The organism is Bacillus sp. KICET-3 (genome assembly GCF_033261025.1).
GTDB classification, from domain to species: domain Bacteria; phylum Bacillota; class Bacilli; order Bacillales; family Bacillaceae; genus Bacillus; species Bacillus sonorensis.
In genome coordinates, this window is the sequence record NZ_CP137345.1 from 2,898,479 (window position 1) to 2,924,158 (window position 25,680).

Consider the following 25,680-nt stretch of genomic DNA (forward strand, 5'->3'; position numbering starts at 1 on the left):
GTTTTTAAAACTCAGCCAGCTCTCTCATAGCCGCTTCTGCTTTATCCGGATTCACCATAAAGTATTTTTCCATTGTCGGCGCATACGGCATTGCCGGGACATCAGGTCCTGCCAGCCGCTTGATCGGCGCATCCAAATCAAATAAGCAATGCTCGGAAATGATCGCGGCTACTTCGCTCATCACACTGCCTTCTTTCGTATCCTCAGTCATAAGAAGCACTTTGCCCGTTTTGGAAGCGGCCTCAATGATCGCTTCCTTGTCGAGCGGATATACCGTTCTCAAATCGAGGATATGGGTGCTGATGCCGTCCTTTGCAAGCCGTTCAGCCGCCTGAAGGGCAAAGTGGACGCATAAGCCGTATGTGATGACAGTAATGTCTTCGCCTTCCCGTTTGACATCTGCTTTACCGATGGGCAGCACATAGTCGTCATTCGGGACCTCTCCTTTTATGAGGCGGTAGGCTCTTTTATGTTCAAAAAACAGCACCGGGTCTTCATCGCGGATGGCCGCCTTTAAAAGCCCCTTTACATCATAAGGCGTCGAAGGCATGACGATTTTCAGCCCCGGCTGGTTGGCGAACACGGCCTCAACCGACTGGGAGTGGTACAGCGCCCCATGGACGCCTCCGCCGTACGGAGCCCTGATGACGATTGGACAGTTCCAGTCATTGTTTGAGCGATAGCGGATTTTCGCCGCCTCAGAAATAATTTGATTGACCGCGGGCATGATAAAATCAGCAAACTGCATCTCCGCGACAGGCCTCATTCCATACATAGCGGCGCCGATTCCGACACCGGCAATCGCGGATTCAGCCAATGGGGTATCCATGACCCGCTCTTCTCCAAACTGCTCATAAAGGCCCGCTGTCGCCTTGAAGACTCCGCCCTTTTTACCGACATCCTCTCCTAGAACAAAGACGCGCGGATCTCTTTCCATTTCCTCTTTTAAAGCCAATGTGACAGCATCTATATATGACATAACAGGCATTGGTTTTCCCCCCTACTCTGCATAAACATGCCGCAGCGCATCTTCAGGATCGGCATACGGGGCATGTTCAGCGTAATCTGTTGCTTCATTGACGGTGTTGGTGATCTCGTCTGAAATCGCTTTTTCTGATTCTTCACTGAGAAGTCCGGCTTCTTTTAAGTAGTTGGCAAATGTAATGATCGGATCGTTTTTCTTCGCTTCGTCCACTTCTTCCCGGCCTCTGTAGCTTCGGTCATCATCATCACTGGAGTGAGGGGTCAACCTGTATGAAATCGTTTCGATCAATGTCGGGCCTTCTCCTCTTCCAGCCCGCTCCCTCGCTTCTTTGACCGCTTTGTACACTTCAAGCGGATCATTTCCATCCACGGTGACTCCAGGCATTCCGTAGCCAACAGCCCGATCGGAAATTTTTTCACAGGCCACCTGCTTTTCATACGGAACAGAAATGGCGTATTTATTATTCTCGCACATGAAAATGACAGGAAGTTTGTGCACCGCAGCAAAGTTTGCCCCTTCATGAAAATCTCCCTGGTTTGAAGAGCCTTCGCCAAATGTTACAAATGTGGCGATATTCTTGTTGTCAAGCCTTCCCGCGAGTGCTACGCCGACGGCATGCGGAACTTGCGTCGTAACCGGCGAAGAACCTGTGACAATCCGGTTTTTCTTTTGCCCGAAGTGGCTCGGCATTTGTTTGCCCCCTGAATTCGGGTCCTCCGCTTTCGCGAAGGCGGAAAGCATAAGCTCCTTTGCCGTCATGCCAAAGGCAAGCACAACGCCCATGTCTCTGTAGTACGGAAGAACATAGTCGTTTTCACGGTCTAAAGCGAAAGCCGCGCCGACTTGTGCGGCTTCCTGTCCTTGGCAAGAGATCACAAACGGAACTTTTCCTGATCTGTTCAGCAGCCACATCCGCTCATCAAGCTTTCTTGCTAAAAGCATGGTTTTATACATGTCGATTGCTTGTTCATCTGTTAAACCCACTGCTTCATGACGATTATTGCTCATTTATTTCACTCCTTCATGCTTTTTAAAAATGAATCGCTTTTCCATCAACGGCAAGCGCGGCTTCTCCAATGGCCTCAGAAAGCGTCGGGTGCGGATGGATCGTTTGACCGACCTCCCACGGCGTAGCATCAAGCACTTTTGCAAGTCCGGCTTCGGAAATCATGTCTGTCACATGCGGGCCGATCATATGAACACCCAAAATATCATCTGAATCCTGATCTGCGACGATTTTGACGAAGCCATCCGTTTCTCCGTATACGAGCGCCTTCCCAATTGCCTGAAACGGAAATTTCCCGACTTTGATGTTTCGACCTTCCGCCTTGGCCTCTTCTTCTGTCAGACCGACAGATGCAGCTTCAGGGCTTGAGTAGATGCACTTTGGAACGAGAGAGTAATCCATTGAATGCGGATGTTGATCTGCGATATGTTCGACAGCTGTCATCCCTTCATGGGAAGCAACGTGTGCAAGCTGCAGACCGCCGATGACATCGCCGATTGCGTAAATATGGGACTCCTTTGTCTGATACATGCTGTTTGTCGCGATGAAGCCGTTTTCGATCTGAATATCGGTGTTTTCAAGGCCGATTCCTTCTACATTGGCTTGCCTTCCGACTGAAATCAGCATTTTTTCGGCGGAATACGTATGCGTTTCACCGTCTTTTTCAGCTTGGATGCTGATCGTTTTTCCTTTTTCCAAACTGTCAGGCAACACTTTTGCCCCGGTTATGATCGTGATTCCTTTTTTCGCCAAACGGGTTTGCATTTCTCTCGATATGTCCGCATCCTCAGTCGGTAAAATTCTGCCGGCATATTCAACAACCGTTACGTCAACGCCGAAGTCGTTGAGCATTGAAGCCCATTCAATGCCGATGACTCCGCCGCCGACAATGACGATCGATGCGGGCAGATGCTCGAGTTCAAGGGCATCGTCGGAGGAAAGAATGTTTTCCCCGTCAGGCTCGAGCCCTGGAAGCGACCGCGGTCTTGAACCGGTGGCAATAATGACGTTTTTCGGAACGAGCATTTCATTTTCAGCGCCGCTGGCCATTTCAACCGATACCGTCCCGGGCATCGGAGAAAAGATCGACGGCCCGAGGATTCGCCCGATTCCTTCATATACATCGATTTTTCCTTTTTTCATCAAATGCTTCACACCGTTATAAAGCTGATCGACAATCTTTTGTTTTCGGCTTTGAACCTTGGAAAATTGCAGCTCGACTTCCGGAACGTTCACTCCGAATTCTTCCGCTTGTTTTGCCGTTCGGTAAACCTCAGCGCTTCTCAGCAGCGCTTTGGACGGAATGCAGCCTTTGTGGAGACATGTGCCGCCAAGCTTCCGTTTTTCAACAACGGCTGTTTTCAATCCGAGCTGCGAGGCTCTGATCGCGGCTACATAACCGCCCGTCCCGCCTCCAAGAATCACGAGATCATATTCTGTTGCCATGACTTTTCCCTCCTACCGGTTCGGATTCGGATATTGTTTTGCCTCTTCTTCGCCGTTCAGCACCCGAAAAGCGCCCTCAGCCAATGCCTGAAGCTCGTTTTCGCCCGGGTATACGATGACATCCGAAATCCAGTCTATGTATTTTCTGATTGAAGAAATAAATGTTTTTCCGTAAGCCAGTCCGCCCGTCAAAATGATGACGTCAACTTCTCCTTTTAATACGGCGCTGGCCGCTCCGATTTCTTTTGCAATTTGATATGCCATCGCTTCATAGATAAGCGCCGCTTTTTGATCGCCTTCCCGAATCATTTTTTCCACCTTCACCGCATCTGACGTGCCAAGGTAGCCGGCAAGCCCTCCGCCGCCGATGAGCAATTTCATTAGCTCATCACGCGTATATTCGCCGGAAAAGCATAAATCGATGAGATCGCCTGCCGGAATGGTGCCGGCCCGCTCAGGACTGAGCGGACCTTCCCCATGGAGGCCATTGTTGACGTCGATGACCCGTCCTTTGCAGTGGACGCCTGTCGTAATGCCGCCTCCCATGTGGGTGATGATCATTTTCATATCTTCATAGCGCTTGCCGAACTGCCAAGCCGCTTTCCGGGCCACCGCCTTTTGGTTGAGGGCATGAAAGATGCTCCTCCTTTCAATTGCGGGGGTTCCGGAAATTTTTGCGATGTCCGACATTTCATCAACGACAACAGGGTCGACGATGAACGCCGGGATATTGAGGCCGTCGGCAATTTCCCTGGCGATGATCCCTCCGAGGTTTGAAGCATGCTGTCCTGCATAGCCGTTTTTCAAGTCCTCGATCATCGCGTCATTTACTTCGTATGTTCCGCCTTCGATCGGCCGAAGCAGGCCTCCCCTTGCACAAACGGCATTCAATTTTGAAATATTGATGCCCTGTTCGTGCAGCGTTTCTAAAACAGCCTGCTTTCTGAACGAATACTGGTCGATAATCGTTTCATATTGCTGAAGCTTTGCCCCGTCATGGCGGATTGCTTTTTCAAAAATTGAACGGTCATCGTGAAAAACGCCGATCTTTGTAGATGTTGATCCCGGATTAATGACGAGAATACGTTTTTCCTGTATGTGCATTGATTTAAAACCTCCAATTTGAACAGGGGGGATTTTTTAACGTCTGCTTAAAATGTGATGCCCGTTTTGCAAAAATTGGCTTCTTGAACGGCGCATCCGTTCAATCCGCTCTTCAGCAAGCCGGTCTGCCGCCAAGTATGTCGGAATGCCGTCCCGTTTAGAAATGTCAAGGACCCGCTCAATATTTCCGTAAATGCCTTCGACTTTTTTGAGCGCCCGCTCTGAATTATAGCCGTAAAGCTCATCCGCAACATTGATGACGCCGCCGGCATTGATGACATAATCCGGCGCATAGACGATGCCCATATTGTGAATCTGATCACCGTGGCGCGTTTCTTTCAGCTGATTGTTGGCCGCTCCGGCAATGACTTTGGCTTTGAGCTGCGGAATCGTATCATCGTTGATGGTCGCTCCGAGTGCGCACGGCGCATATATATCGCAATCCTGCGAATAAATATCATCAGGATCTACAGCGCGGGCGCCGAAGTCAGCGACGGCTCTCTCGACCGCTTCTTTATTAATATCCGTCACAATCAGGTTTGCGCCTTCTTCATGAAGGTGGCGGCATAGGTTGTAGGCTACATTTCCGACACCTTGAACAGCGATGGTTTTGCCTTCAAGCGAGTCTGTCCCGAAGGCTTCCTTCGCCGCGGCTTTCATCCCTTTATATACACCATAGGCTGTAACTGGAGAAGGGTTTCCCGAAGAACCGAAAGCCGGGGAAATTCCCGTTACATAATCTGTTTCATCATGGATGATATCCATATCTTCAACCGTCGTGCCGACATCTTCAGCGGTAATGTACCTTCCGTTCAACCCTTGGATGTAGCGGCCGAAGGCGCGGAACATTTCTTCATTTTTATCTTTGCGCGGATCTCCGATAATGACGGTTTTGCCTCCGCCGAGATTCAATCCGGCAGCCGCGTTTTTGTATGTCATTCCCCTTGCAAGACGAAGCGCATCTTCTATCGCGGCTTCTTCATTTTCATACGTCCACATTCTCGTGCCGCCCAAAGCGGGACCGAGAGTTGTGTCATGAATCGCGATGATCGCTTTCAAACCGGACTCTTTATCTTGGCAAAACACCAATTGTTCATAATCGTACTGTTCCATATATCGAAATAGTTCCATTTCTTATTCCTCCTCATGTCGTGCTTCAGACGTACAGAGCGCCAAAGCAATCGAATACAGTTTGTTTTCCGCGGAATCGGCCCTGCTTGTTAAAGCAATGGGCGCTTTTGCTCCTGCCAAAATGGCTCCCACTTTTGCATCCGCAAAATGAATCAGTGATTTGTAGAGGACATTGCCGGTTTCGATCGACGGAACAAGCAGAATGTCGGCCTGACCGGCCACGATTCCGGAAATGTTCTTATGCCTGGCGGCAAGCTCCGAGATCGCGTTGTCCAAAGCAAGAGGCCCGTCGACGATACAGTCCCGGATTTGCCCCCGGTGATTCATCTGCGTTAAACTGGCCGCATGTAATGTAGCTTCCATCGCGGGATTCACCGTTTCAACAGCGGCAAGGCAGGCGGCTTTCGGCATGTTTACACCGACAGCTCTCGCGACACGCACTGCATTTTCTAAAATCTGCTTCAATTCTTCAAGCCCCGGCTTGATGTTCATCGCCGCGTCTGTCACATAAATCAGCCTGTCAAATCCGTTTACTTCGAATGCCGCAACATGTGACAGCACACGAGAGGAACGCAGGCCGTATTCTTTATTCAAAACGGCTTTCAAAAGAACGGCCGTCGGAAGATGACCTTTCATCAGTACATCCGCGTTGCCGCTTTTGACGGATTGAACTGCGATTCTCGCGGAGGATTCCGGCGTTTCCGAATGAATGATATCGACGTGCCGTTTTGACATATCAAGCTCTTCCATCATATGCCTGATTTTTTCTCTGTGCCCGATCAGCAAAAACCGGGCAAACTCTTTGTCGACTGCAAGCTTGACGGCTTGAAGGACTTCATCATCTTCTGCATGTGCGACGGCGACCGTTTTATTTTCCAGTTCCGCCGCTTTTTGAAATAATTGTGTCAGCTTCATAGTACCCACCTTTCTAAGCAAACATCCGCCCTATTATCATGCAAGTTTCGTGCCAGACCAAAAAGAGGGATCAGTACGCAGACCTGCTTAAACTTCTGCACAATTTTGCATTAGATTATGCAGTTTATTGCATGCTTTCTTTTGCAAGGTTGTATTTATCCATTTTGTAATAGAGATTCCGGATGCTGATGCCCAGCGCCTTTGCCGTTTTAGTCCTGTTATATTGGTGCTTTTCAAGCGTTTCTTTAATCACGTGCGCTTCAAAACGCTCAACGGCGTCTGAAAGCTTTTCATTTTCGATTTCAGCTAAAGCAAGGCTGGTGTCAGCTTTTTTCTTCGGGCCGTCCGCTTCAGGAAGGTGCTCCAAATCAATCCATTCCATCTGGGGCTTTAAAAAGATCATCGCCCGCTCAAGGACGTTTTCCAGCTCCCTGACATTCCCCGGCCACTTTCTCGCTTTCAGCGATTTGAGCGCTTTTTTCGTCAGACCCTTTACATTGCGGCCGTATTCTTGATTGATCTTTCCGATCAAATGGCGGCTTAAAGCCTCGATATCCTCTTTTCGCTGCCTCAGCGGCGGAATCGATATCGGATAGCGGTTGATGCGGTAGTATAAGTCTTCGCGAAACCTGCCTTCGGCCAGCGCTTTTTCAATATTGACGTTGGTCGCGGCAATAATTCTGACGTTCACCGGAATCGGCTTTGTACCGCCGACCCGGACAATTTCTTTTTCCTGCAGGACGCGGAGCAGCTTTGCCTGTGTATTCTGGGAAAGCTCACCGATCTCATCCAAGAAAATGCTTCCGTTATTGGCTTCTTCAAAGAATCCTTTTTTTCCGCCGCGCTTTGCTCCGGAAAAGGCGCCTTCCTCATAGCCGAACAGCTCTGATTCAAGCAAAGATTCTGATATGGCCGCACAGTTCACCCGGACAAACTTATTATACTTTCGGTCACTTTCGTTATGTATGGCATGGGCAAAAAGCTCCTTCCCCGTACCGGACTCGCCCCGCAGCAAAATTGTGGCAGGCGTTTTCGCCCCCAATTTCGCCTGCTCAAGGGCCACAAGCATTTGCTCGCTTGACCCGATGATATCGGCGAATGTATATTTCGCTTCAAGCGTGCGGATAATCTGGCGCGCCCTGTTCAATTCCTTTGTCAGCGACTGAATTTCGGATACATCCTGAATAACGCCGACACTTCCTTTTAAAATGCCGTCGACGATGATCGGCGCAACATTGACGATCACTTCTTTTTTGTTCGGGCCGACCTTCATTCTCGCGCCTCTCACAGGCCGCCTTGTTTCAAGCACCTTCAAATGCATGCTTTCGCCTTCCGATATGTCGGTATTGGCCGGTTTGCCAATCACCTGCTCTTTTGTCAGACCGGTCATCTTCGTATAGGCCCTGTTGATCATCATTCCGATCCCGTTTTCATCGACGACGGATATCGCCTCATCAGACGACTGAATGATCGCTTCAAGCATTGTTCTGACTTCTTTCAGGTTTGTCACTTCTTCAGCCAGTTCAACCGCATCTGTGATGTCTTTGAAAATGCTGAGCGCGCCTAACAGCGTTCCTCCGTCATCAATAATCGGGATCCTCGTCGTCACGATCTGCCTGTTCGGATGTAAAAACTGCTTTTGGTTGTATTCAGGCTCTCTCGTATTGAGAATGCGCGGAAGCTTCGTCGTCGGGATGACCTTCTGAATATGCTGGCCGATCGCTTTCTCCCGTTTTGTACCGGTCATTTCCTCAGCCATTTTATTAAACAGGATGATTTCTTCATTGATATCGATAAAAATCATGCCGTCATTCATGGAATTAAAAATCCGGTCATGTTTATATGTCTGTTCTTTTAACATTTGGATCAGCTGCTGTTTTTCATTCATCAGCTGAGAGATGATATACGCAAGCGAACCCGGGACGACAATCGCTCTGTCCGGTTTCTTTCGGACGAGCTGTTTTAACACATCAGGATCGCCGGTCGTTTCAATGATGATATCGATCTGTTTATTGATGTACGGCATCCAGTCCAGAGCCGTTTCAATCTCGTTTTTTTCCGCAATGGACATCCCCGGCGCCTTCGGATTTTTGTCAATGACCGCCTCAATATGCATTGTTTTCGTTTTCAGCAGCAAGTCTAAGAGAGCGGTCCCCCCTTTTCCAGCACCTACAATCAGTACTTTTTGCTTCATCCCTTTACCCCTTTGTATGAAAAATTTTGCACACTCAGATATTCATTTGCAACAATTTGCACAATATCTATGTTATCACGTTTTCCTTTCTTGACAAACTTTTTTTTCAAATAGACAATAAAGGTAAATAAATGGCAAGGGGATTCGAGTATGGGGAGACTGATCGCACTGCTTATTTTGCTAATACCGGGATGCATGGCAGCCGCAGGCATTAAATTGATGCGCGACACTGTATTCGGGGTATTAAACAGCCCGTTTCAAATACCCTGGCTGCAAGGGCTTGCGGGACTGATTCTATTCGCGGCAGGGCTTTACCTTTTAGGCGGATTTATTTTGTACAGAGACAGAAAGCGGAACCAGGTAAGCGAACGCTTCAAAAAAAAACAAAACAACCGCAGGGCTTGAGCATTTTGTTCCCGTCCATTAAAAAACGCCGCAGATCAAAATCCGCGGCATTTTTTTATAAAATGCTTTCCTTCAGCTTCATCGCTTTTTCGGGAAAATCGGTGAAAAACCCGTCAACACCGGCTTCCATCAGTTTTTTCATGTCCTCTTCGCGATTCACGGTGAACGGTCTGACCGTTTTATTGTTGCGGTGGGCATTTGCGATCGTTTCCGCCGACATCGAGCGCAGATACGGATGAAATCCGGTCGCCGGAATCATGTCAATGTATTGTTCAGGCTTATAAAGAACATCCATATAAAGCGCGGCCAATTCAATATCGGGATTCAGCCTCCGGCAATAGGCGAGGCTCTCATGGTTAAAAGAAGAGATGATGATGCGGTCCTCAAGTTTATATTCAGAAATCAGCGCCATCACTTTTTCTTCCATTCCTTCATAGCGGACGATGCTGTTTTTCAGCTCTACATTAATAAGAAAGCTGCCTTTCACCGCCCAGTCGAACACCTCTTCAAGGGTGGGAACTGTGACAAATCCGGTCTTTTCAGAAAAACGGTAGCTTGCGTCCCCCTGCTTGATCTCTTCATATGTAAAATCTTTTATATAGCCCTTTAATGAAGTCGTCCTGTCAAGCTTCTCATCATGAATCACGACAAGCCGGCCGTCTCGCGTCATTTGTACATCAAGCTCAATGCCGTCGGCACCCGCTTGAGCCGCATGTTCAAACGCAGTCATCGTGTTCTCGGGATAAGTCCCTGAAGCCCCTCTGTGTGCAAAAACTTTTGTCATGTCAGTTCACCTCAAAATGATTTCAAAGTCCATCCTCATTATGACGGTCTTATGATTTACTTTCCACACATAGGCCTTTTTTTAACATAAAGATTACATTTTAAGCCCCGGTAATGGACGGGGCTTGGCGATTAATCATAATACGAAACGACAGCCTCGGCAATCGCATCGGCGGCTTTTTCCTGATAGACGGAGCTTCCGAGTTTCTGCGCATCGGATTTATTGGTGATAAAACCAAGCTCAACTAAAGCACTCGGCATTTGCGAATGTTTGATCACATAAAATCCCGATTCCTTCACTCCCCTGTCCTCGGTGCCGAGAGCGCCGGGAAGATGCTCCTGAATGTCCGCCGCCAGCCGTTCGCTGTCAGCCGCTTTATATGTGGCGTCAAAATATGTCTCTGTTCCCGCCGCTTCAGGAGCGGCAGAATTGGCATGGATGCTGATGAAAAGGTCTGAACCATTTGTACTCGCTTTGGCCACCCGTTCTTCAAGACTCAAAAACGAATCACCCGTCCTTGTCACGACCGTGTCGGCTCCTTCTTTTTCCAGCTTTTCATTCAGCAAATTGGACACATCAAGATTGACATCCTTCTCCAATAGTCCGTTTCCGACCGCACCGCTGTCATCCCCTCCATGCCCGGCATCCACATAAATCGTTTTTCCCGAAAGCGGCTCAGCCGCAAACGCCCCGGGCAGAATCATGACAAACGAGAACAGGAGCAAAGCCAAGCTCTTCCATAGTAAATTCACGGTTTCTTCCTCCTCATTTTCAATCTATCATTCTTTCTTTTTCAAATCTTTCAGCTGAAATGTTCCATCGTTCGCTTTTCGATACTTGACTTCCACCTTTGTATACTCTTTGATCCCTTTATATTTGTCCCGTTTTTCGGGAGGGACCTGCAGCATCGTCTCCTTGCCGTCAATGTTCACAGCCACCGTATGCTGATCCGCCAAACCAATAAAAGTGCCTTCCTTTTTCAGCCATTCGCCTCCCTCTGCTTTCCGGCTCCCGTCGCCGCTTTGCTGCTCTTCATGCTGGATTGTCCCGCAGCCGGCCAAAAGCAGCATGGCAAACAACACAAAGATGACTCCCTTTTTCATCTCGATCACCTCATCCGCTGGTTTTTTCTACACCCCGTACAATATCTTTAACACTTCCTGCCTGTAAAGCAGCCCTCCCCGGCGGACCGCTCCCGAAATCCACAGCCGAATGTCTCGGTCATTTCCGGTTGTTAGCAGTCTTCCGCCCACAACCGTCCATGAAAAACGATCTAGCAGAAGTGATATTTGACTGTAAAATGGGAAAAAGCAGAACTTTTTCATCATTTTTCGAGCACCCCCTGCTCTCAAGGAAAAGGGAAGCGTTCTTTCTACATAAAAAAACGTCTTTTCCACTGGGAAAAAGACGTTTTATGCGGCTTGGCGCTTGATATGATTCAGTTTATGATAAAGTATGGTATTTCGTGAGACAATCGTCGGAATTTGAAAGCGACCAATAAAAAAGGAATCCCGATCCTGACGAGCTCCCTCCTCATCCGTTTGTTCTGATAAATAAATCATTTAAAGTGTTGCAACACGATCCCTTCCCCGTCGCTCAATTCTATTTCTGCATATGCTCCATTTATAAACGTCATTTGCGGGGGAACATGACCACAATCAATATCAAATATAATTGGGATTTGAAGTTCAGCGGAAAGATCCCGGTAAACTTCTTCAATTGTGTAATTGGCGACAGGAGTATTCGCCGGACTTCTCCCAAACATAATCCCAGAGCAATCGTCAAACCAGCCGGCTAATTTCATTTGTACGAGAGATCTGCGCAGATCAGTCGTTGATAACTCGCAATTTTCAAAAAACCAAATAACAGGATCACCTTGTATATCATGTTCTTTAAAATGTTTTACGCACCCATACGATGTACCGACTAAATGCCTAATTGTATCAATACAGCCGCCAAGCAGCCGTCCTTGTATGTTTACTTCTTTATTCACCGTTGTTTTCCAACAGGTCTTTTCAGTCAGATTGAATACGCAGGGAGCAGGGCTATCAAACTCCCATTCTTTCTGATAATGTTCTGATGAAGATTGCCGGACGGATTCATTTTCTTTTGTCGATAAAACAGTCTCCCACATTGCTGTCCTATTATCTGAAAACTCCCCTCTTAAATCAACTAAATTTGTTCCATGCGCAGTAGCCATACCGGTTTTCAAAGTAATAGCTAAAAGCAACAGACTAATATCCGAATATCCCAGCATCCATTTATTCTTCATATTTTCAAAGTCAATATACTCAAGGACTTCAATAAGCAGTTCCCCGCCCCAAGGAGGGAAAATGAAATCAATCTCATCATTGCGCATCATATGATTAAATTCCGCTGCCCTTTCTATGGCAGGAGCAGATCTCGCCTTGTCCTGAGTCCAAACGGTATCGCCGCAGACGATATGATAACCCAGCTTTTTCATGCGACTGCACGCAGCCTTCAATACACCATGCAACTCAGGCGGCACTCCCGATGATGGGGCAGTTACTCCAATGGTTGCGCCTTTTTGCAGGAATGGATATCGTATCATGGAGACCTCCAGTGTTTTTCATTATTTTAACATGAATACCATTGTATGTGATCGACTCTTAGAGCCTTTACATCTTCAATATTTACGACTGAAACATGGTTGTGGGCAAAACCGCTATCAACGGAAAATTTGCACTAATATTAAATGGCAAAAGCCCCAGCTCTAAGAAACGGGCTATATTTATTTATAGGCTTTATTTCGACACTCTTCTGCGTCACTAAAGCATACCTATCTTATCGTAAGTTTATTCAATACCGAAAAACTCTCAAACATAGCCATGTATTTTTATAAAGGCTTAGGATGCATTGTTCCATTTAAAACTTTTTAAAAATGCAAGAAAACTTTTAGATAAAGGTTAATCCATTCTAAAGAAAGAGGAGCTTTTGATATTATTTAAACAATAAACAATCCATGACGAAAAAGGACATATACAACAAAAAAAGCCAGCTCAACTGAGCCTGACTTTTTTATTAATAATCGCAAACTTTATCTTTACATTCGGGTTTTCTTTCGGCATCGACTGTGAAGGAGCCAACTTCGTCATTTGACTTATCGTAAATACCCCATATTTTCTTTTGCTTATCACCATTTAGATACCCTTTTATATCAACTCCGCCCATCGGATTCACTTCGTAGTCATCAGAATAATCAATTGACTGAATGTCATTATAATTCGTTTTAATAAAGTCTGTCATTCTTTCCTTAGCCAAATTAAAAAGTTCTTCTTTTTCTCTGTTATCATGTTGTTGCTTCATAAAAATTCCTCCAAATGTTATAATAACCAGAGCAAGAAGGATAATTATGTATTTCCTCATAAAACCATCCTTTCCTCCTTACATTTTACATAGTTTAAGGGGTTATGCACATGAATAAAAAGTGCGATATTCCTAATTTAACGGACAAAGATTATTATTTTCTTAGCCAAAACACTTATAGTACAGAGAAAATGAAAGAAGCTTTCAAGGAAAAAACACCTATAGAGAGCAAATCAAATAAAGCTTATTACGTTGATAAAATAAAGAGGGACTCTGATACTGGACTCGACGCGTATATTTTTGTTCAAGCTAAGAAAAAGAACGACAAATGGATTAAACCTGATAAACCAGAAAACGTCGTCGTAGCCTTCGCGGGGACAGATCCGAAAAGTCAATTCTTTCAAGATGTTATCGATGCTGATGGCGGTAACGTCGTTATGGGTCTTGATCCAAAAAAGAAATCGCAATACATCATCGAAAAAGATGCGAAAGATACATCCAAAACACTAGGAAAATACAACGCCACCCCCTCACAAGACGCAATACTCAGCTCCGGCAACTATAAATTGATTACGAAAACATCCCAAATCGGTCAAGCCGACGATCTTGTAAGAGAAATCAAACAAAAATATAAAGGCACTTCGACAGTTGTTTCAACCACCGGACACTCGCTCGGCGGCGCAGAAGCGGAATACAGCGCAGTCAACAATGATATTTATGCTGTGGCGTTCAATAATCCATCCGTTGTTAAATTGCATTCGGAGGAAAAACAGAAGGAAATCAACAGCGGTAAATATGACTCATATGTAAAATCTATCGTTAACCCGGACGATATGACCGGCTCCGGGTGGTGGGATGAGTACCTGCGGCATGCAGGCCGAACGATATATACGAAAGATCCCTCGATTTCCCGTGCGGAACGACAAATACGACTTGATCCCAAGTTTAACGGCGGTATATTGGGTATGGTGTTTGGTGTCGCTTCAGACTACATTACTACAACTGCGATGGGAATGCCGGACACCCACGGTCTCAATAAAGGAAACTTTGCATTCGATGAAGACGGCAACGTTCAAAATATAGAAGGCGATAAGCTCGTCTACGATAAAAATTTAAAAGCGATGCTGCCGCCGGAGGTTGCTTCCGGAAGCGGTGCGATCAAAGTTACGCCCGAAGTCGCTAAACAGCTTGCTGAAAAAGTAAATGCGATCATAAACGACCTTCGCACGATGAAACGAGAAGCGGAAAACGCCTATCAGGAACATGATGCCGCGATAAACGATCTGAAATACGATACCTATCGCCAGGTCGGCCGCGGCTTATACGATCAGCTTTCACTTGAGGATGTGAACAATACGCTGAATGATTTGGCGCAGTCGTTTGACAAAAAAGAAAACCCGCTGTTTTACGATGTTGATGCCGAAGCGGCCTATATCGCATCACTGCAGGACACGATTTCAGATTTAGAGGAAATCAGCGGCTATCTCGGGCAAATCGCAAAAGATTTCAAATCAAAGGACAAGATGCTCGCTAATTGGCTAAAATTATAGGAGTTGAGTAAATGGATACGCTAGATAACTTCATCAAAAAGCAGAACGACCCGATGGAGAAGCGCAGGCAGCTTGCTATGCTGAAAACGGGTATGAGAGGTGCGGCCGGAACAAAGCTCGAATCTGTTTGCAATACCCTCAGACCGAAATTTAAAGCAGGCGACATTCAAAGGGAAATGAACAGCGTCTATTCATCGCTTCTCTACAGCTTCGAAGGAAAAGCGCAGCAGGCGCTCGCTCAACGGATCAGCCAAAGCGCACAGCAGCTGATCAAAACAGAGCAGGACGGAGAAAGCTTTGTGAATGGGTTTAAGACGAGATAAAGACGCCAATTACGGCGTCTTTTTTTGTGTAGTTATTAGAAAAGATACGCATAAATCATCGGAAAACCCGCTTCAAATAAGCCTTATGAAGCCTTATGCTCAAGCCGCAGCTTATCAGCCACCATCGCGATGAATTCAGAATTCGTCGGCTTTGCTTTTGACATGCTGACGGTGTAGCCGAACAGCGATGAGATGGAGTCGATGTTGCCTCTGCTCCAAGCGACTTCGATGGCGTGGCGGATCGCCCGTTCGACTCGGCTTGCGGTTGTGTTGAATTTTTTGGCGATGTCCGGATACAGCACTTTTGTAATGCTGCCGAGCAGTTCAATATCGTTATACACCATCGAGATGGCTTCTCTCAAGTACAGATATCCTTTGATATGGGCGGGAACTCCGATTTCGTGGATGATGCTCGTGATGCTGGCGTCCAGGTTTTTCTTTGGTGATTCAGGCTGCGGACGCAGAATGCTGTTTTGGGCTGAAGGGGCGCGGTGTGTCATTTGTGACCCGTTTCCGCTGACCTGGCGGATATGGCCGACAAGGTTCTCCATATCGAATGGTTTTAGAATAAAATAAGATGCGCCCAAATCCACGGCTTTTTTCGTCACGTCTTCCTGGCCGAAAGCTGTCAGCATGATGACGTTCGGCTGTTTTTTGAGCTGGGATTCCCGCAGTCTCTCCAAAACGGCCAAACCGTCGAGATGGGGCATAATAATGTCCAGCACGAGAACGTCAGGCTCCTTGTCTTTAAACAAAGAAAGGCATTCTTGGCCATTGTAAGCCACGCCGATCACTTCCATGTCATTTTGACCCTCGATATATTCGCTTAATAGGCCGACAAGCTCCCTGTTATCATCAGCAACACATACTTTAATTTTCTCCACGTTTCTTCCTCCCCAATGTGTATGTTGATAAAATTCATCATTCTTTTTCTAATATGTTTAATTCGACAGCGTCACATTATTCCCTTTTTAAAAAATTGATTTTTGCAATATTAGTGGTATATCTTGCTTTTTTTCGGTTTTTTTCTGATTTTCTCGTTTTTTCGACTTAAAATGAAACTTGACAAACAGAGGAACGTGAATTTGTCGAAAAATCTTTTCCTCCTCTATTTTAACGCACGATGATGAAGAATGAAAGGTGTATGAGAAAACTGCCGGGAATCCCGGCAGTTTAGCTTGCTTTATCCTTTTTGTAGATATCGATTCCCGCTTCAGAAAGCATCCATTCAATGTGAACGCCATAGCCGCTGGTTGGATCATTGACGAAAACGTGTGTGACCGCTCCGATGATTTTTCCGTTTTGAATAATCGGGCTGCCGCTCATCCCCTGAACGATGCCCCCTGTTTTATGAAGCAGCCTAGGGTCTGTAATTTTCAGCACCATTCCCTTTGTTGCCGGGAATTTTTGCGGAGTTGTGCTGACGATTTGGATATCGAACTTTTCGACCTTATCGTTTTCAATAACCGTCAAAATCTGTGCCGGTCCTTCTTTGACTTCATTTGAAAATGCAATTGGAATGGCTTTGTCTGAAACACGGTTTTTGATGGGCTGATGAAGCGTCCCGAATATTCCAAAAGGACTGTTTCGGTTAATATCGCCGATTACTTTTCGTTCAGATGCAAAACGGGCCAGTTTTTCTCCGGGATTTCCGCCCGTTCCTTTCTCGATTGACGTTACAGTTGATTTTACGATCTGGCCGTTTTCTACGACGATCGGTTTTTTCGTGTCCATATCGGAAATGACGTGCCCCAAAGCCCCGTATTTTTTCGACTTCGGTTCAAAAAAGGTCATTGTGCCGATTCCTGCGGCAGAGTCCCTGATATACAAGCCGATTCTGTATTTGTCTTCAGCCTGGTCCTTTTCCGGGACAAGCTTTGTTTTGATCTCCTGTTTATCCCTTTTGATGAGCAGATTTAAGGTCTCTCCTGTTTTCCCAGCCTTTTGAATAAAAGGGGTGATATCATTCATTTTTTCGATTTTCGTTCCGTTGATTTCTGTGATTATGTCGCCTACCGCGATTCCGGCTGCTTCACCTGGTGATTTCTTTCCGTCATTTGTATTGATTTGGTGAAAACCGACAACCAATACCCCGACAGAGTGAAGCTTTACGCCTATCGACTGCCCGCCGGGTACAACCTTTAAATCGGGAAGAACATTTACTTTTGTTTTTTTGACAGGAAATCCGGCAAAGTCGTAGACGAGCTCCGCTTTTCCATTTTTTTCGCCTTTTATTTCCACTTCATGTTTATTTTCTTTTAATGTGAACGCTTCTGATGAATCGTCTTGAGGTGTACTGACGGATAAGCTTGTTTCGACAGCGCGTGAATCCGTCTCAAAAATGTTCATGTTTTTTGGTATTTCAATGTATTCTTTGACCGGTTTGTAAAATCCTACACTTATTAAAGAAACAAGGAGAATTATACCCACAGCTTTTCTGATTTTTTCAACATCCACCTTTTCACTCTCCTCGCACCTAACCCACACCATGAGAAATTCTTTCGCTACATTCATTACTTTTGCCTTCCTGACAATGATTTATAACTGTGAACGCAAGAAAAACATTGGATAAAATGATAAAGAAACGTTTGCATAAGAAAATAATAAATTCGACGGATCCAGTCAGGCAAAAATGGAAAAACAAAAAATAAGCTGTTCAGACTGAACAGCTTATCCGGTGGTTTTGACGAGTTTGGCCTGATGCAAAAGCTCCTTTGCATGGCGCTTCGTCAGATCTGTCACTTCGACGCCGGCAATCATCCGGCCGATTTCCGATATTTTTTCCTGTTTTGACAATGGTGTGACGCTTGTTGTCGTTCGTCCGTCCTTGGACTGTTTTGTAATTAAAAGATGCGTGTCCGCCATTGCCGCTACTTGCGGCAAATGGGTGATGCACAGCACTTGGGAGCCGATCGATACGCGGTGGATTTTCTCGGCGATCGCCTGCGCCACTCTCCCGCTCACCCCGGTGTCCACTTCGTCAAAAATGATCGATGTGACGTCCTGCTGCGCGGAGAAAATGCTTTTCATCGCCAGCATAATTCTTGACAATTCGCCGCCTGAAGCGACTTTTGACAAGGATTTCAGCGGTTCGCCGGTATTGGTCGAAATTAAAAAGCGGACGCTGTCAATCCCCTGCTTTGTCAGATGAACAGGGGTTCCGTTCACGACAGGTGCTTCTTCGCGGGCATCTGCCGTTTTCAGTTGGAATTCGGTATCGAACGTCGATTTTCCCATATAGAGCTCTTTTAGTTCCTGCTGAATCTGGTTGGCAAGTTTTTTCGCCCATGATTTTCGGATATCTGACACATTCATCGCTTCGATCGCGACATCTTTGCCGACTGATTCGAGCTCCTCTTTTAATGCCTGCAGATGGCTGTCACGGTTTTGGATACGATCGATTTCTTCCTCGATTTTCGCGGAATATGCCTGTATATCTTCAACAGTGGCGCCGTATTTTCGCTTCAATTGTTTGATTTCGTTCAATCTGGATTCAATGAAATCGAGCCGTGCCGGATCGTATTCCAAGTCGTCCAGCATGTTTCTGATTTGAAAGGTTGAATCCTCCAAAATATAGTAAGCGTTGGCAACAGATTCAGATATCTTTTTCAGTCCGTCATTGATGCCGGAGACATTCTCCAGCTCGCTTGATGCCATCCCGACCCAATCGAGTCCGGCCTGTTCGTTGCGAAGCGCGTTATAGGCATTTTGCAAAGCTTCATATATTTTCTCAAAGTTTGAAATCTGCCGGCGCTCTTCCTCCAAAAGCTCGTCCTCTTTGGGCTCGAGGTTTGCGGATTCGATTTCATCAAGCTGAAACTGAATCAAATCAAGTCTGTGGGCCATTTCCTGTTCGCTTTCAGAAAGCTGTTTCACCTTTTTCATGACGTTCATATAGCAGCTGTAAACTTCCTGGTAGGCTTTCAGCGCTTTTTCGATTTCCTCGCCGGCGTACCGGTCCAAAAGCTGAAGATGATGGTCGTCTTCCATTAGCAGCTGGTTATCGTGCTGACCGTGGATATCAAGCAGAAGCCTGCCGACCTCCCGCAAAGCGGCAATCGTCACAAGCTTGCCATTTACACGGCAGATGCTTTTGCCGTTTGCATTGATATCCCGTCTCATGACGATCATCTCGTCAGAAGCGTCGATGCCAAGCTCTCCGCACAGATCGAAGACCGGATGCCCGCTGTCCAGCAGAAAAAGCCCTTCTAATTCGGCTCTTTTTTCTCCATATCTGACATATTCGGATGAACCTCTTCCGCCCACAAGCAAAGAGATGGCATCGATGATGATCGATTTTCCGGCCCCGGTTTCGCCGGTTAACACCGTCAGCCCTTTTTCAAAAGAAATGGTTAGTTCTTCGATAATCGCAAAGTTCTTAATCGATAATTCAGCTAACAAGCTTTTATCGCACCTCTTTTCAGGCTTCATTATAAAAGTTCCAATATTTTTTTCTGTACCGTTTCCGTATCGGCCGGCGTCCGGCAGATGATCAAAATGGTATCATCTCCGCAGATGGTTCCCAGAATCTCCTCCCAGTCCAAATTGTCCATCAGCGCCCCGATGGCCTGGGCGTTTCCCGGCATCGTCTTAAGGATAATCATATGGCTTGCCGAATCGATTTTGACAAACGCATCCATTAATGACCTTTTTAATTTTGAAAGCGGATTAAACCGCTGATCAGCAGGCAGGCTGTATTTGTATGTGCCGTTGTTTGTCGGAACCTTCACCAAATGGAGCTCTTTAATATCGCGTGATACAGTGGCTTGTGTCACATTATAGCCGTCTTTCTTTAAAATATCGACGAGCTCGTCCTGTGTCTCGATCTCTTGTGCGGTAATAATCTCCCTGATTTTAATATGCCTTTGACCTTTGTTCATTTTACACCTCTGTATATACACATATTGTGTATGTTTATACAATCATGTTATATGATTTTAATGAAAAAGTACATCTTTACAGTAAAAAAGGAATAATAGCTCACTATTATTCCTTTACATCCGACTTTTTCGCTTTTAATGTCTTGTGAGCTTCTTCGACAATGTGATTGATCATATCCTCCGGAATCGGCGCTCCGGGGTTGTCCTGTCCTGTCCATTGCAAATGCAGGAGAAATTCGATATTGCCGTCGCCTCCTGTAATCGGAGAAAACGATGCATTTTTGCAATCATACCCTTCCCGCGCAGCAAACTGGCTGATGTCATTCAGCACAGCTTTGTGAACGAGAGGATCGCGGACAATTCCCTTTTTCCCCACTGATTCACGGCCGGCTTCGAATTGCGGTTTGACGAGGGCCACGCAATCGCTTCCCGGAACTAAAATGGTTTTCAGAACGGGCAGTATGATTTTCAGCGATATAAATGAAACATCAATTGTTGCAAATTCCGGCAGGCCGGCTGTGAAATCGGCAGGAGTGCAGTACCGGAAATTGGTGCGCTCCATGACGATGACCCGTTCATCCTGCCTTAACTTCCAGGCAAGCTGGTTATAGCCCACATCAACGGCATAAGAGCTTGAGGCGCCGTTTTGCAGGGCGCAGTCTGTGAAGCCTCCGGTTGATGAGCCTATATCAATCATTTTTTTGCCGCGGACGGAAAGCTGAAATTCATTCAGCGCTTTTTCAAGCTTCAAACCGCCTCTGCTGACGTATTTTAACGGGTTTCCTTTGATGGTCAGCGGGATGGTGCGGTCCACTTTTTCGCCGGGTTTGTCCAGCCTGTTTTCATTCGTGTAGACAATGCCGGCCATAATGGCTCTTTTCGCTTTTTCCCGGGTTTCCATCAACCCTCTTTCTACCAATAAAATATCAAGGCGTTCTTTTTTTGCTGTCATGATCCAATTCCTTTATGAGTCTTTACGGGTGTCAGCATTCTTATTCGTCTGATGACATCTTCCTTTGTCAAGCCGATCTCTTCAAGAAGCTTCGCAACGCTTCCGTGCTCAATGAAACGATCCGGTATGCCCATTCTGTCGATCATCGGACTGTAAGATTGATGGTCATGGGCGAATTCAAGGATCGAGCTCCCGAATCCTCCCTGAAGAACAGCCTCTTCTATCGTTAAGATCGGAAGCCCTTCTTTCAGGATACCCTTGAGCATGGCTTCATCAAGCGGCTTGATAAAGCGGGCATTCACCACTCTGACGGAACGGCCTTCTTTTTGGAGGTCTTCCGCAGCATCGAGCGCCATTTGAATGGTTGTTCCGAACGTTAAAATCACCGCGTCGGTCCCGGGTCTCAGGACTTCCCATGTCCCGATCGGAATCGTCTTCAGTTCTTTATCCAATTTGACGCCGAGTCCGTTTCCGCGCGGGAAGCGCATGGCGATCGGGCCGTCATCGTATTGGACGGCCGTGTTGACCATATGCTGCCCTTCATTTTCATCCTTAGGCATCATCAGCACCAAATTGGGAATATGCCTTAAAAAAGCGATATCAAATACGCCTTGATGGGTTTCCCCATCGGCGCCGACAAGGCCTGCCCTGTCAATTCCGATAAATACGTTTAAGTTTTGCCGGCAAATATCATGGACAACCTGGTCATATGCGCGCTGCAGGAACGTTGAATAAATCGCCAGAAACGGCTTCATATCCTGGGTCGCAAGGCCGGCCGCCATCGTTGCAGCATGCTGTTCGGCTATCCCCACGTCAAACATTCTGTCGGGAAATTCGCTTGCAAATCCTTCAAGCTTGGAGCCGACCGGCATAGCCGGGGTAATGGCCACGATCCGTTCATCCTCCCTGGCAAGCCTCCGAACCGTTTCGCTCACGAGGGCGCTCCATGACGGTGCCGCCGCTTTCGGCTTCACAAAATCGCCCGTATCGATTTTATATGGTCCTGTGCCGTGCCAAGTCCCAGTTTTATCAGCTTCTGCGGGCTTGTAGCCTTTCCCTTTTTTCGTAATCACGTGAAGGAGTACAGGCCCTTTTGTTTTCTTCGCATACTGCATATTTTCAAACAGCTCTTCATAGGAGTGACCGTCCACAGGCCCCAGATACGTAAAACCGAGCTCTTCAAAAAACATTCCGGATACTAAAAGATATTTTAAGCTGTCTTTAACCCGTTCAGCTGTCGCGGCCAGCTTCCCCCCCACAGCCGGTATACGCTTGAACAGGTATTCAAGCTCATCTTTGACCCATTGGTATTTTCCGGCCGTGCGCAGCCTTCCGAGCATGGAATGAATCGCTCCGACGTTTGGAGCGATGCTCATCTCATTGTCATTCAGAATGACGATCATATCCTTTTGCTCATGGCCGATATGGTTCAGCGCTTCAAGGGCCATCCCGCCCGTGAGAGCGCCGTCGCCGATGATCGGGATGATATACTCGTCTGTCCCTTTTAAATCCCGTGCGACCGCCATTCCCATCGCTCCGGAAAGAGAAGTTGAGCTGTGGCCTGTCTCCCAGACATCGTGTTCGCTCTCATTCCGTTTCGGAAAGCCGCACAAGCCTTTATGCTGGCGCAGCGTTGCAAAGTCCTTTCCGCGGCCGGTTAAAAGCTTGTGGACGTAAGATTGATGCCCAACATCCCATAAAAATTTATCTCTCGGGCTGTTAAATTCTTTATGAAGAGCAATCGTCAGCTCAACCACACCAAGATTCGGGCCGATGTGCCCTCCCGATTCAGAAAGCGTTTCAATTAGAAAACGGCGAATCTCGGCCCCCAGTTCTTCAAGTTCCTGAATGGAAAGATGTTTTAAAAACGCAGGGTCTTTTATAGATAACAGATCCAATCGGATCAACTCACTTTCAGCATGATTTCTGCAAGTATGCATTCTTAACGTTTTATTTAAAAATGGATGAACACCCATTTTACCAGTTTGAATTATTATATGATGAACCTACCCTCATGCGCAAACTTGCATATGCGGACACTTCAGTCTAAAAAACGGCCGCTAACACATCGTGATAACGGCGCGGCCTTTCTCGTTCAACTGTTTACATTTTATCATAACAAGTCTTTTATACTCAAATGGAAACCGCGGCATCAGTGATCCCGGTCTGCTATCATGTCGCACAATTCGTACAGCAGGTCTTGTTCGAGGGAAAGTTCCGAAATCAGCTGCTTTGCTTTTTTAATGTGCTCGTCAAGCTTTTGTTTGGCCCCCTCAAGCGACAGAAGAGACGGATAGGTCGATTTTCCGTTTGACGTATCAGACCCGATCCGTTTGCCGATTTTATCCTCTGAACCTTCAAGATCCAAAATGTCGTCTCTGATTTGAAAACCGATACCGATATGATGGCTGAATTCGCGCAGCTTTTCTATTTCTTCTTCAGGTGCATCGGCAAGTATAGCACCTGCGATTACGCTGAAGCTGAGGAGTTTGGCCGTTTTTCCTTCATGGATCGATTGAAGCTCTTGTAATGAGACGGGCTTTGACTCCGCTTCCATATCGAGAATCTGGCCGCCGACCATGCCTTCCGCACCCGCGGCGGAGATGAGCTCATTCACAAGTCTGAGACGTTTTTCCGCCGGCACTTCAGCCGATACATGGGTGGTGATCATTTTAAAGCTTTCGGTCAGAAGGGCGTCTCCGGCAAGTACAGCCGTCGCTTCTCCATAGATCTTGTGATTTGTCGGTTTTCCTCTTCGCAAATCATCATCATCCATGCAAGGAAGGTCGTCATGGATCAGCGAATAGGTATGGATCATTTCAACCGCGCAGCCGACCGGTATGCCGTCCTCTTCTTTTTTTCCGTATGCATGAAGAAGAGCAAGCACCAAAATCGGTCTCAGCCTTTTTCCTCCCGCTTCCAAAGAATACAGCATGGATTGTTTAAGAGTTGACGGCGCTTGCAGCTTTTGAATATATAAAGGAAGACGCTGTTCGATTAACGCTTTTCTCGTGTTTAAAAATTCGTCTAGCCTATTGGTCACCTTTGTCCTCCTCCCGAACACTGAAAGGAGCTAATTCGCCATTTTCACGCAAAATGTAGTCCATCTGCTTTTCAACATTTTGCAGCTTTTCGTGGCACATCTTTGAAAGAAGCATGCCTTCCTGGAAATAATCGATCGCTTTTTCCAAAGGGACATCCCCTTCCTCCAGTTTTGATACGATGTCTTCAAGACCTTTCATCGCCTCTTCAAAGGACATGTCTTTTTGTTTTGTTTTCTTTTCTTCAGCCATTTGTTTCGCCTCTCTTTTGCCGTACGTCACAGGTTAGGATCCCATCCTTCAATTTCACTTGGATCTCGTCTTGTTCTTGAACCTGTTCAATACTTTTAATCAATTCGTCTTCTTTATATGTCAGACTGTACCCTCTTTCCATGACTTGAAGAGGGCTTAATGCATTCAGTTTACCAAGAACCGTCTGAAACTGCGAGTGAATCTGCTTGAGCTGCACATTCATATTTCGCTTCAGCCGGTTCGTCTGTTCCCCATGCCGCAGTCTCGCCTGCTTTAATTGCTCTTCCGGATGGCGCATTTCCAATTTATAGGTCTGTTCATTCAGCTTCTGCTTTTTCCGGTCGAGCGCCATGGCGGTCTGCTTTTGAAAACGGTCGAATACAAGATCAAACTCCTGTTCCTTTTGTGCGTAAAGCCTTTTCGGATAACGGAAAGCGTAGGAGGATTGAAGATGTTTCACCCGCTCCTGCCGTTTGCGCAAATCCTGCTGCATTGCTTTTGTGATTCTGACATCCAGCGTTTTCACACGTTCCAGCAGGTCGAGCATATTCGGAACGGCAAGTTCTGCGGCTCCTGTAGGGGTGGCGGCGCGCAGATCAGCCGTAAAATCGCTGATTGTAAAATCAGTCTCATGTCCGACAGCGGATATGATCGGTATGCCGGAAGAAAAAATCGCTCTTGCGACAATTTCTTCATTAAAAGCCCACAGCTCTTCAATCGATCCCCCTCCGCGCCCGACAATTAATACATCGCACAGTTGTCTGCGGTTTGCCTCTTCTATGCTTCTGACGATGGACTCACCCGCGTTTATTCCTTGGACAAGGGTTGGGAGGACAATCACTTTAACGAGAGGATATCTTCTTTTAATGGTGGTGATGACATCCCGTACAGCTGCTCCTGTAGGAGACGTGACAACACCGATGACTGATGGAAAAGCGGGGATGGGCTTTTTGTATTTTTCGTCGAACAGCCCTTCTTGTGAAAGCTTTTTCTTTAATTCTTCATAAGCCAAATGAAGCGCGCCGATTCCGTCAGGCTGGATTTCTTTGGCATAAAGCTGATAATTGCCGCTCGGTTCATAAACCGAAATGCCGCCTCTCACCAATACTTTCATTCCGTTTTCGGGAGTGAAGCCGAGGCTTCTGTTTTGTCTGGCAAACATGACCGCCTGGATGCGGGCGTTGTCATCTTTCAGCGTAAAATAAATATGGCCCCTGCTATGTATTTTAACATTTGACAGCTCACCCTTGATCCAAAGATCATCAAGATGGGGATCGACGTCAAATTTGCGTTTAATATATTTTGTCAAAGCCGTGACCGTGACAAATGATACTTCGCTCATGGCACAGTCTCCTTTCCTGCCGGCACAATGAACATTCATCCGC

General features: G+C 46.6%; 25 protein-coding genes. 3 read left to right on the top strand and 22 right to left on the bottom strand.

Annotation, left to right across the window (positions count from 1 at the left end; translation table 11 throughout):
- Positions 1 to 4 precede the first annotated feature (4 nt).
- The 7 genes from R5H20_RS14685 to R5H20_RS14715 all read right to left on the bottom strand — a co-directional run bounded on the left by R5H20_RS14685 (position 5) and on the right by R5H20_RS14715 (position 8,781).
- Positions 5 to 988, bottom strand: coding sequence for an alpha-ketoacid dehydrogenase subunit beta (locus R5H20_RS14685; RefSeq protein WP_006637474.1), 984 nt, complete (start codon positions 986 to 988; stop codon positions 5 to 7).
- Positions 989 to 1,000: 12 nt separating this feature from the next.
- Positions 1,001 to 1,993, bottom strand: a complete 993-nt coding sequence (locus R5H20_RS14690; RefSeq protein ID WP_006637475.1) for a thiamine pyrophosphate-dependent dehydrogenase E1 component subunit alpha — start codon at positions 1,991 to 1,993, stop codon at positions 1,001 to 1,003.
- 22 nt (positions 1,994 to 2,015) lie between these two features.
- Positions 2,016 to 3,437, bottom strand: coding sequence for a dihydrolipoyl dehydrogenase (gene lpdA / locus R5H20_RS14695; RefSeq protein ID WP_006637476.1), 1,422 nt, complete (start codon positions 3,435 to 3,437; stop codon positions 2,016 to 2,018).
- Positions 3,438 to 3,449: 12 nt separating this feature from the next.
- Positions 3,450 to 4,541 carry a butyrate kinase gene (gene buk, locus R5H20_RS14700; RefSeq protein ID WP_006637477.1) on the bottom strand — a complete coding sequence of 364 codons (1,092 nt, stop codon included), beginning with the start codon at positions 4,539 to 4,541 and terminating at the stop codon, positions 3,450 to 3,452.
- Positions 4,542 to 4,577: 36 nt separating this feature from the next.
- The gene (gene bcd, locus R5H20_RS14705; protein ID WP_006637478.1) at positions 4,578 to 5,672 is read right to left on the bottom strand and encodes a branched-chain amino acid dehydrogenase; all 1,095 of its coding nucleotides are present in this window, start codon (positions 5,670 to 5,672) and stop codon (positions 4,578 to 4,580) included.
- A gap of 3 nt (positions 5,673 to 5,675) precedes the next feature.
- Positions 5,676 to 6,587 (bottom strand): phosphate butyryltransferase, encoded by a 912-nt coding sequence (gene yqiS, locus R5H20_RS14710; protein WP_006637479.1) that lies wholly within the window; start codon positions 6,585 to 6,587, stop codon positions 5,676 to 5,678.
- Positions 6,588 to 6,711: 124 nt separating this feature from the next.
- On the bottom strand, positions 6,712 to 8,781 hold the full coding sequence (locus R5H20_RS14715) for a sigma-54 interaction domain-containing protein (RefSeq protein WP_006637480.1): 2,070 nt from the start codon (positions 8,779 to 8,781) through the stop codon (positions 6,712 to 6,714).
- Positions 8,782 to 8,931: 150 nt separating this feature from the next.
- Here R5H20_RS14715 and R5H20_RS14720 point away from each other — a divergent pair, with 150 nt between their 5' ends.
- On the top strand, positions 8,932 to 9,186 hold the full coding sequence (locus tag R5H20_RS14720; protein WP_006637481.1) for a DUF2627 domain-containing protein: 255 nt from the start codon (positions 8,932 to 8,934) through the stop codon (positions 9,184 to 9,186).
- A 55-nt stretch (positions 9,187 to 9,241) separates the two neighbouring features.
- Here the strand turns inward: R5H20_RS14720 and R5H20_RS14725 are convergent, their stop codons facing one another.
- The 6 genes from R5H20_RS14725 to R5H20_RS14750 all read right to left on the bottom strand — a co-directional run bounded on the left by R5H20_RS14725 (position 9,242) and on the right by R5H20_RS14750 (position 13,357).
- Positions 9,242 to 9,970: a glycerophosphodiester phosphodiesterase gene (locus tag R5H20_RS14725; RefSeq protein ID WP_006637482.1), complete on the bottom strand. Its 729-nt coding sequence runs from the start codon at positions 9,968 to 9,970 to the stop codon at positions 9,242 to 9,244.
- A 131-nt stretch (positions 9,971 to 10,101) separates the two neighbouring features.
- A complete protein-coding gene (locus tag R5H20_RS14730) occupies positions 10,102 to 10,722 on the bottom strand; it encodes an N-acetylmuramoyl-L-alanine amidase family protein (RefSeq protein ID WP_006637483.1) in 621 nt (206 codons plus the stop codon).
- Between the two features lie 27 nt (positions 10,723 to 10,749).
- Entirely contained in the window at positions 10,750 to 11,073 is a 324-nt protein-coding gene (locus R5H20_RS14735; RefSeq protein WP_006637484.1) for a membrane lipoprotein lipid attachment site-containing protein, read from the bottom strand.
- A gap of 27 nt (positions 11,074 to 11,100) precedes the next feature.
- A complete protein-coding gene (locus R5H20_RS14740; RefSeq protein WP_006637485.1) occupies positions 11,101 to 11,298 on the bottom strand; it encodes a hypothetical protein in 198 nt (65 codons plus the stop codon).
- Positions 11,299 to 11,528: 230 nt separating this feature from the next.
- Positions 11,529 to 12,542, bottom strand: a complete 1,014-nt coding sequence (locus tag R5H20_RS14745) for a S66 family peptidase (RefSeq protein WP_006637486.1) — start codon at positions 12,540 to 12,542, stop codon at positions 11,529 to 11,531.
- A 470-nt stretch (positions 12,543 to 13,012) separates the two neighbouring features.
- Complete coding sequence (locus R5H20_RS14750) at positions 13,013 to 13,357, bottom strand: DUF1433 domain-containing protein (protein WP_006637487.1); 345 nt, start codon at positions 13,355 to 13,357, stop codon at positions 13,013 to 13,015.
- A gap of 50 nt (positions 13,358 to 13,407) precedes the next feature.
- On the opposite strand from R5H20_RS14750, the gene R5H20_RS14755 reads away from it, so the two are divergent.
- The gene (locus R5H20_RS14755) at positions 13,408 to 14,847 is read left to right on the top strand and encodes a hypothetical protein (protein ID WP_006637488.1); all 1,440 of its coding nucleotides are present in this window, start codon (positions 13,408 to 13,410) and stop codon (positions 14,845 to 14,847) included.
- An 11-nt stretch (positions 14,848 to 14,858) separates the two neighbouring features.
- Positions 14,859 to 15,170, top strand: a complete 312-nt coding sequence (locus R5H20_RS14760; RefSeq protein ID WP_006637489.1) for a hypothetical protein — start codon at positions 14,859 to 14,861, stop codon at positions 15,168 to 15,170.
- 83 nt (positions 15,171 to 15,253) lie between these two features.
- Here R5H20_RS14760 and spo0A read toward each other — a convergent pair whose 3' ends face one another.
- The 9 genes from spo0A to xseA all read right to left on the bottom strand — a co-directional run bounded on the left by spo0A (position 15,254) and on the right by xseA (position 25,637).
- On the bottom strand, positions 15,254 to 16,054 hold the full coding sequence (spo0A, locus tag R5H20_RS14765) for a sporulation transcription factor Spo0A (RefSeq protein ID WP_006637490.1): 801 nt from the start codon (positions 16,052 to 16,054) through the stop codon (positions 15,254 to 15,256).
- 289 nt (positions 16,055 to 16,343) lie between these two features.
- The gene (gene spoIVB / locus R5H20_RS14770; protein ID WP_051056677.1) at positions 16,344 to 17,660 is read right to left on the bottom strand and encodes a SpoIVB peptidase; all 1,317 of its coding nucleotides are present in this window, start codon (positions 17,658 to 17,660) and stop codon (positions 16,344 to 16,346) included.
- A gap of 180 nt (positions 17,661 to 17,840) precedes the next feature.
- Positions 17,841 to 19,571: a DNA repair protein RecN gene (recN, locus tag R5H20_RS14775; protein ID WP_006637492.1), complete on the bottom strand. Its 1,731-nt coding sequence runs from the start codon at positions 19,569 to 19,571 to the stop codon at positions 17,841 to 17,843.
- 29 nt (positions 19,572 to 19,600) lie between these two features.
- The gene (gene ahrC / locus R5H20_RS14780; protein WP_006637493.1) at positions 19,601 to 20,050 is read right to left on the bottom strand and encodes a transcriptional regulator AhrC/ArgR; all 450 of its coding nucleotides are present in this window, start codon (positions 20,048 to 20,050) and stop codon (positions 19,601 to 19,603) included.
- Positions 20,051 to 20,156: 106 nt separating this feature from the next.
- Complete coding sequence (locus R5H20_RS14785) at positions 20,157 to 21,002, bottom strand: TlyA family RNA methyltransferase (protein ID WP_006637494.1); 846 nt, start codon at positions 21,000 to 21,002, stop codon at positions 20,157 to 20,159.
- Entirely contained in the window at positions 20,999 to 22,900 is a 1,902-nt protein-coding gene (gene dxs, locus R5H20_RS14790) for a 1-deoxy-D-xylulose-5-phosphate synthase (RefSeq protein ID WP_006637495.1), read from the bottom strand. The genes R5H20_RS14785 and dxs overlap by 4 nt, the downstream gene beginning before the upstream one ends.
- 254 nt (positions 22,901 to 23,154) lie before the next feature.
- Positions 23,155 to 24,045 (bottom strand): polyprenyl synthetase family protein, encoded by an 891-nt coding sequence (locus tag R5H20_RS14795; RefSeq protein ID WP_006637496.1) that lies wholly within the window; start codon positions 24,043 to 24,045, stop codon positions 23,155 to 23,157.
- Positions 24,035 to 24,295 carry an exodeoxyribonuclease VII small subunit gene (locus R5H20_RS14800; protein ID WP_006637497.1) on the bottom strand — a complete coding sequence of 87 codons (261 nt, stop codon included), beginning with the start codon at positions 24,293 to 24,295 and terminating at the stop codon, positions 24,035 to 24,037. Before R5H20_RS14800 ends, R5H20_RS14795 begins: the two co-directional genes overlap by 11 nt.
- Positions 24,288 to 25,637, bottom strand: a complete 1,350-nt coding sequence (xseA, locus tag R5H20_RS14805; RefSeq protein WP_006637498.1) for an exodeoxyribonuclease VII large subunit — start codon at positions 25,635 to 25,637, stop codon at positions 24,288 to 24,290. Before xseA ends, R5H20_RS14800 begins: the two co-directional genes overlap by 8 nt.
- Positions 25,638 to 25,680: the final 43 nt, after the last annotated feature.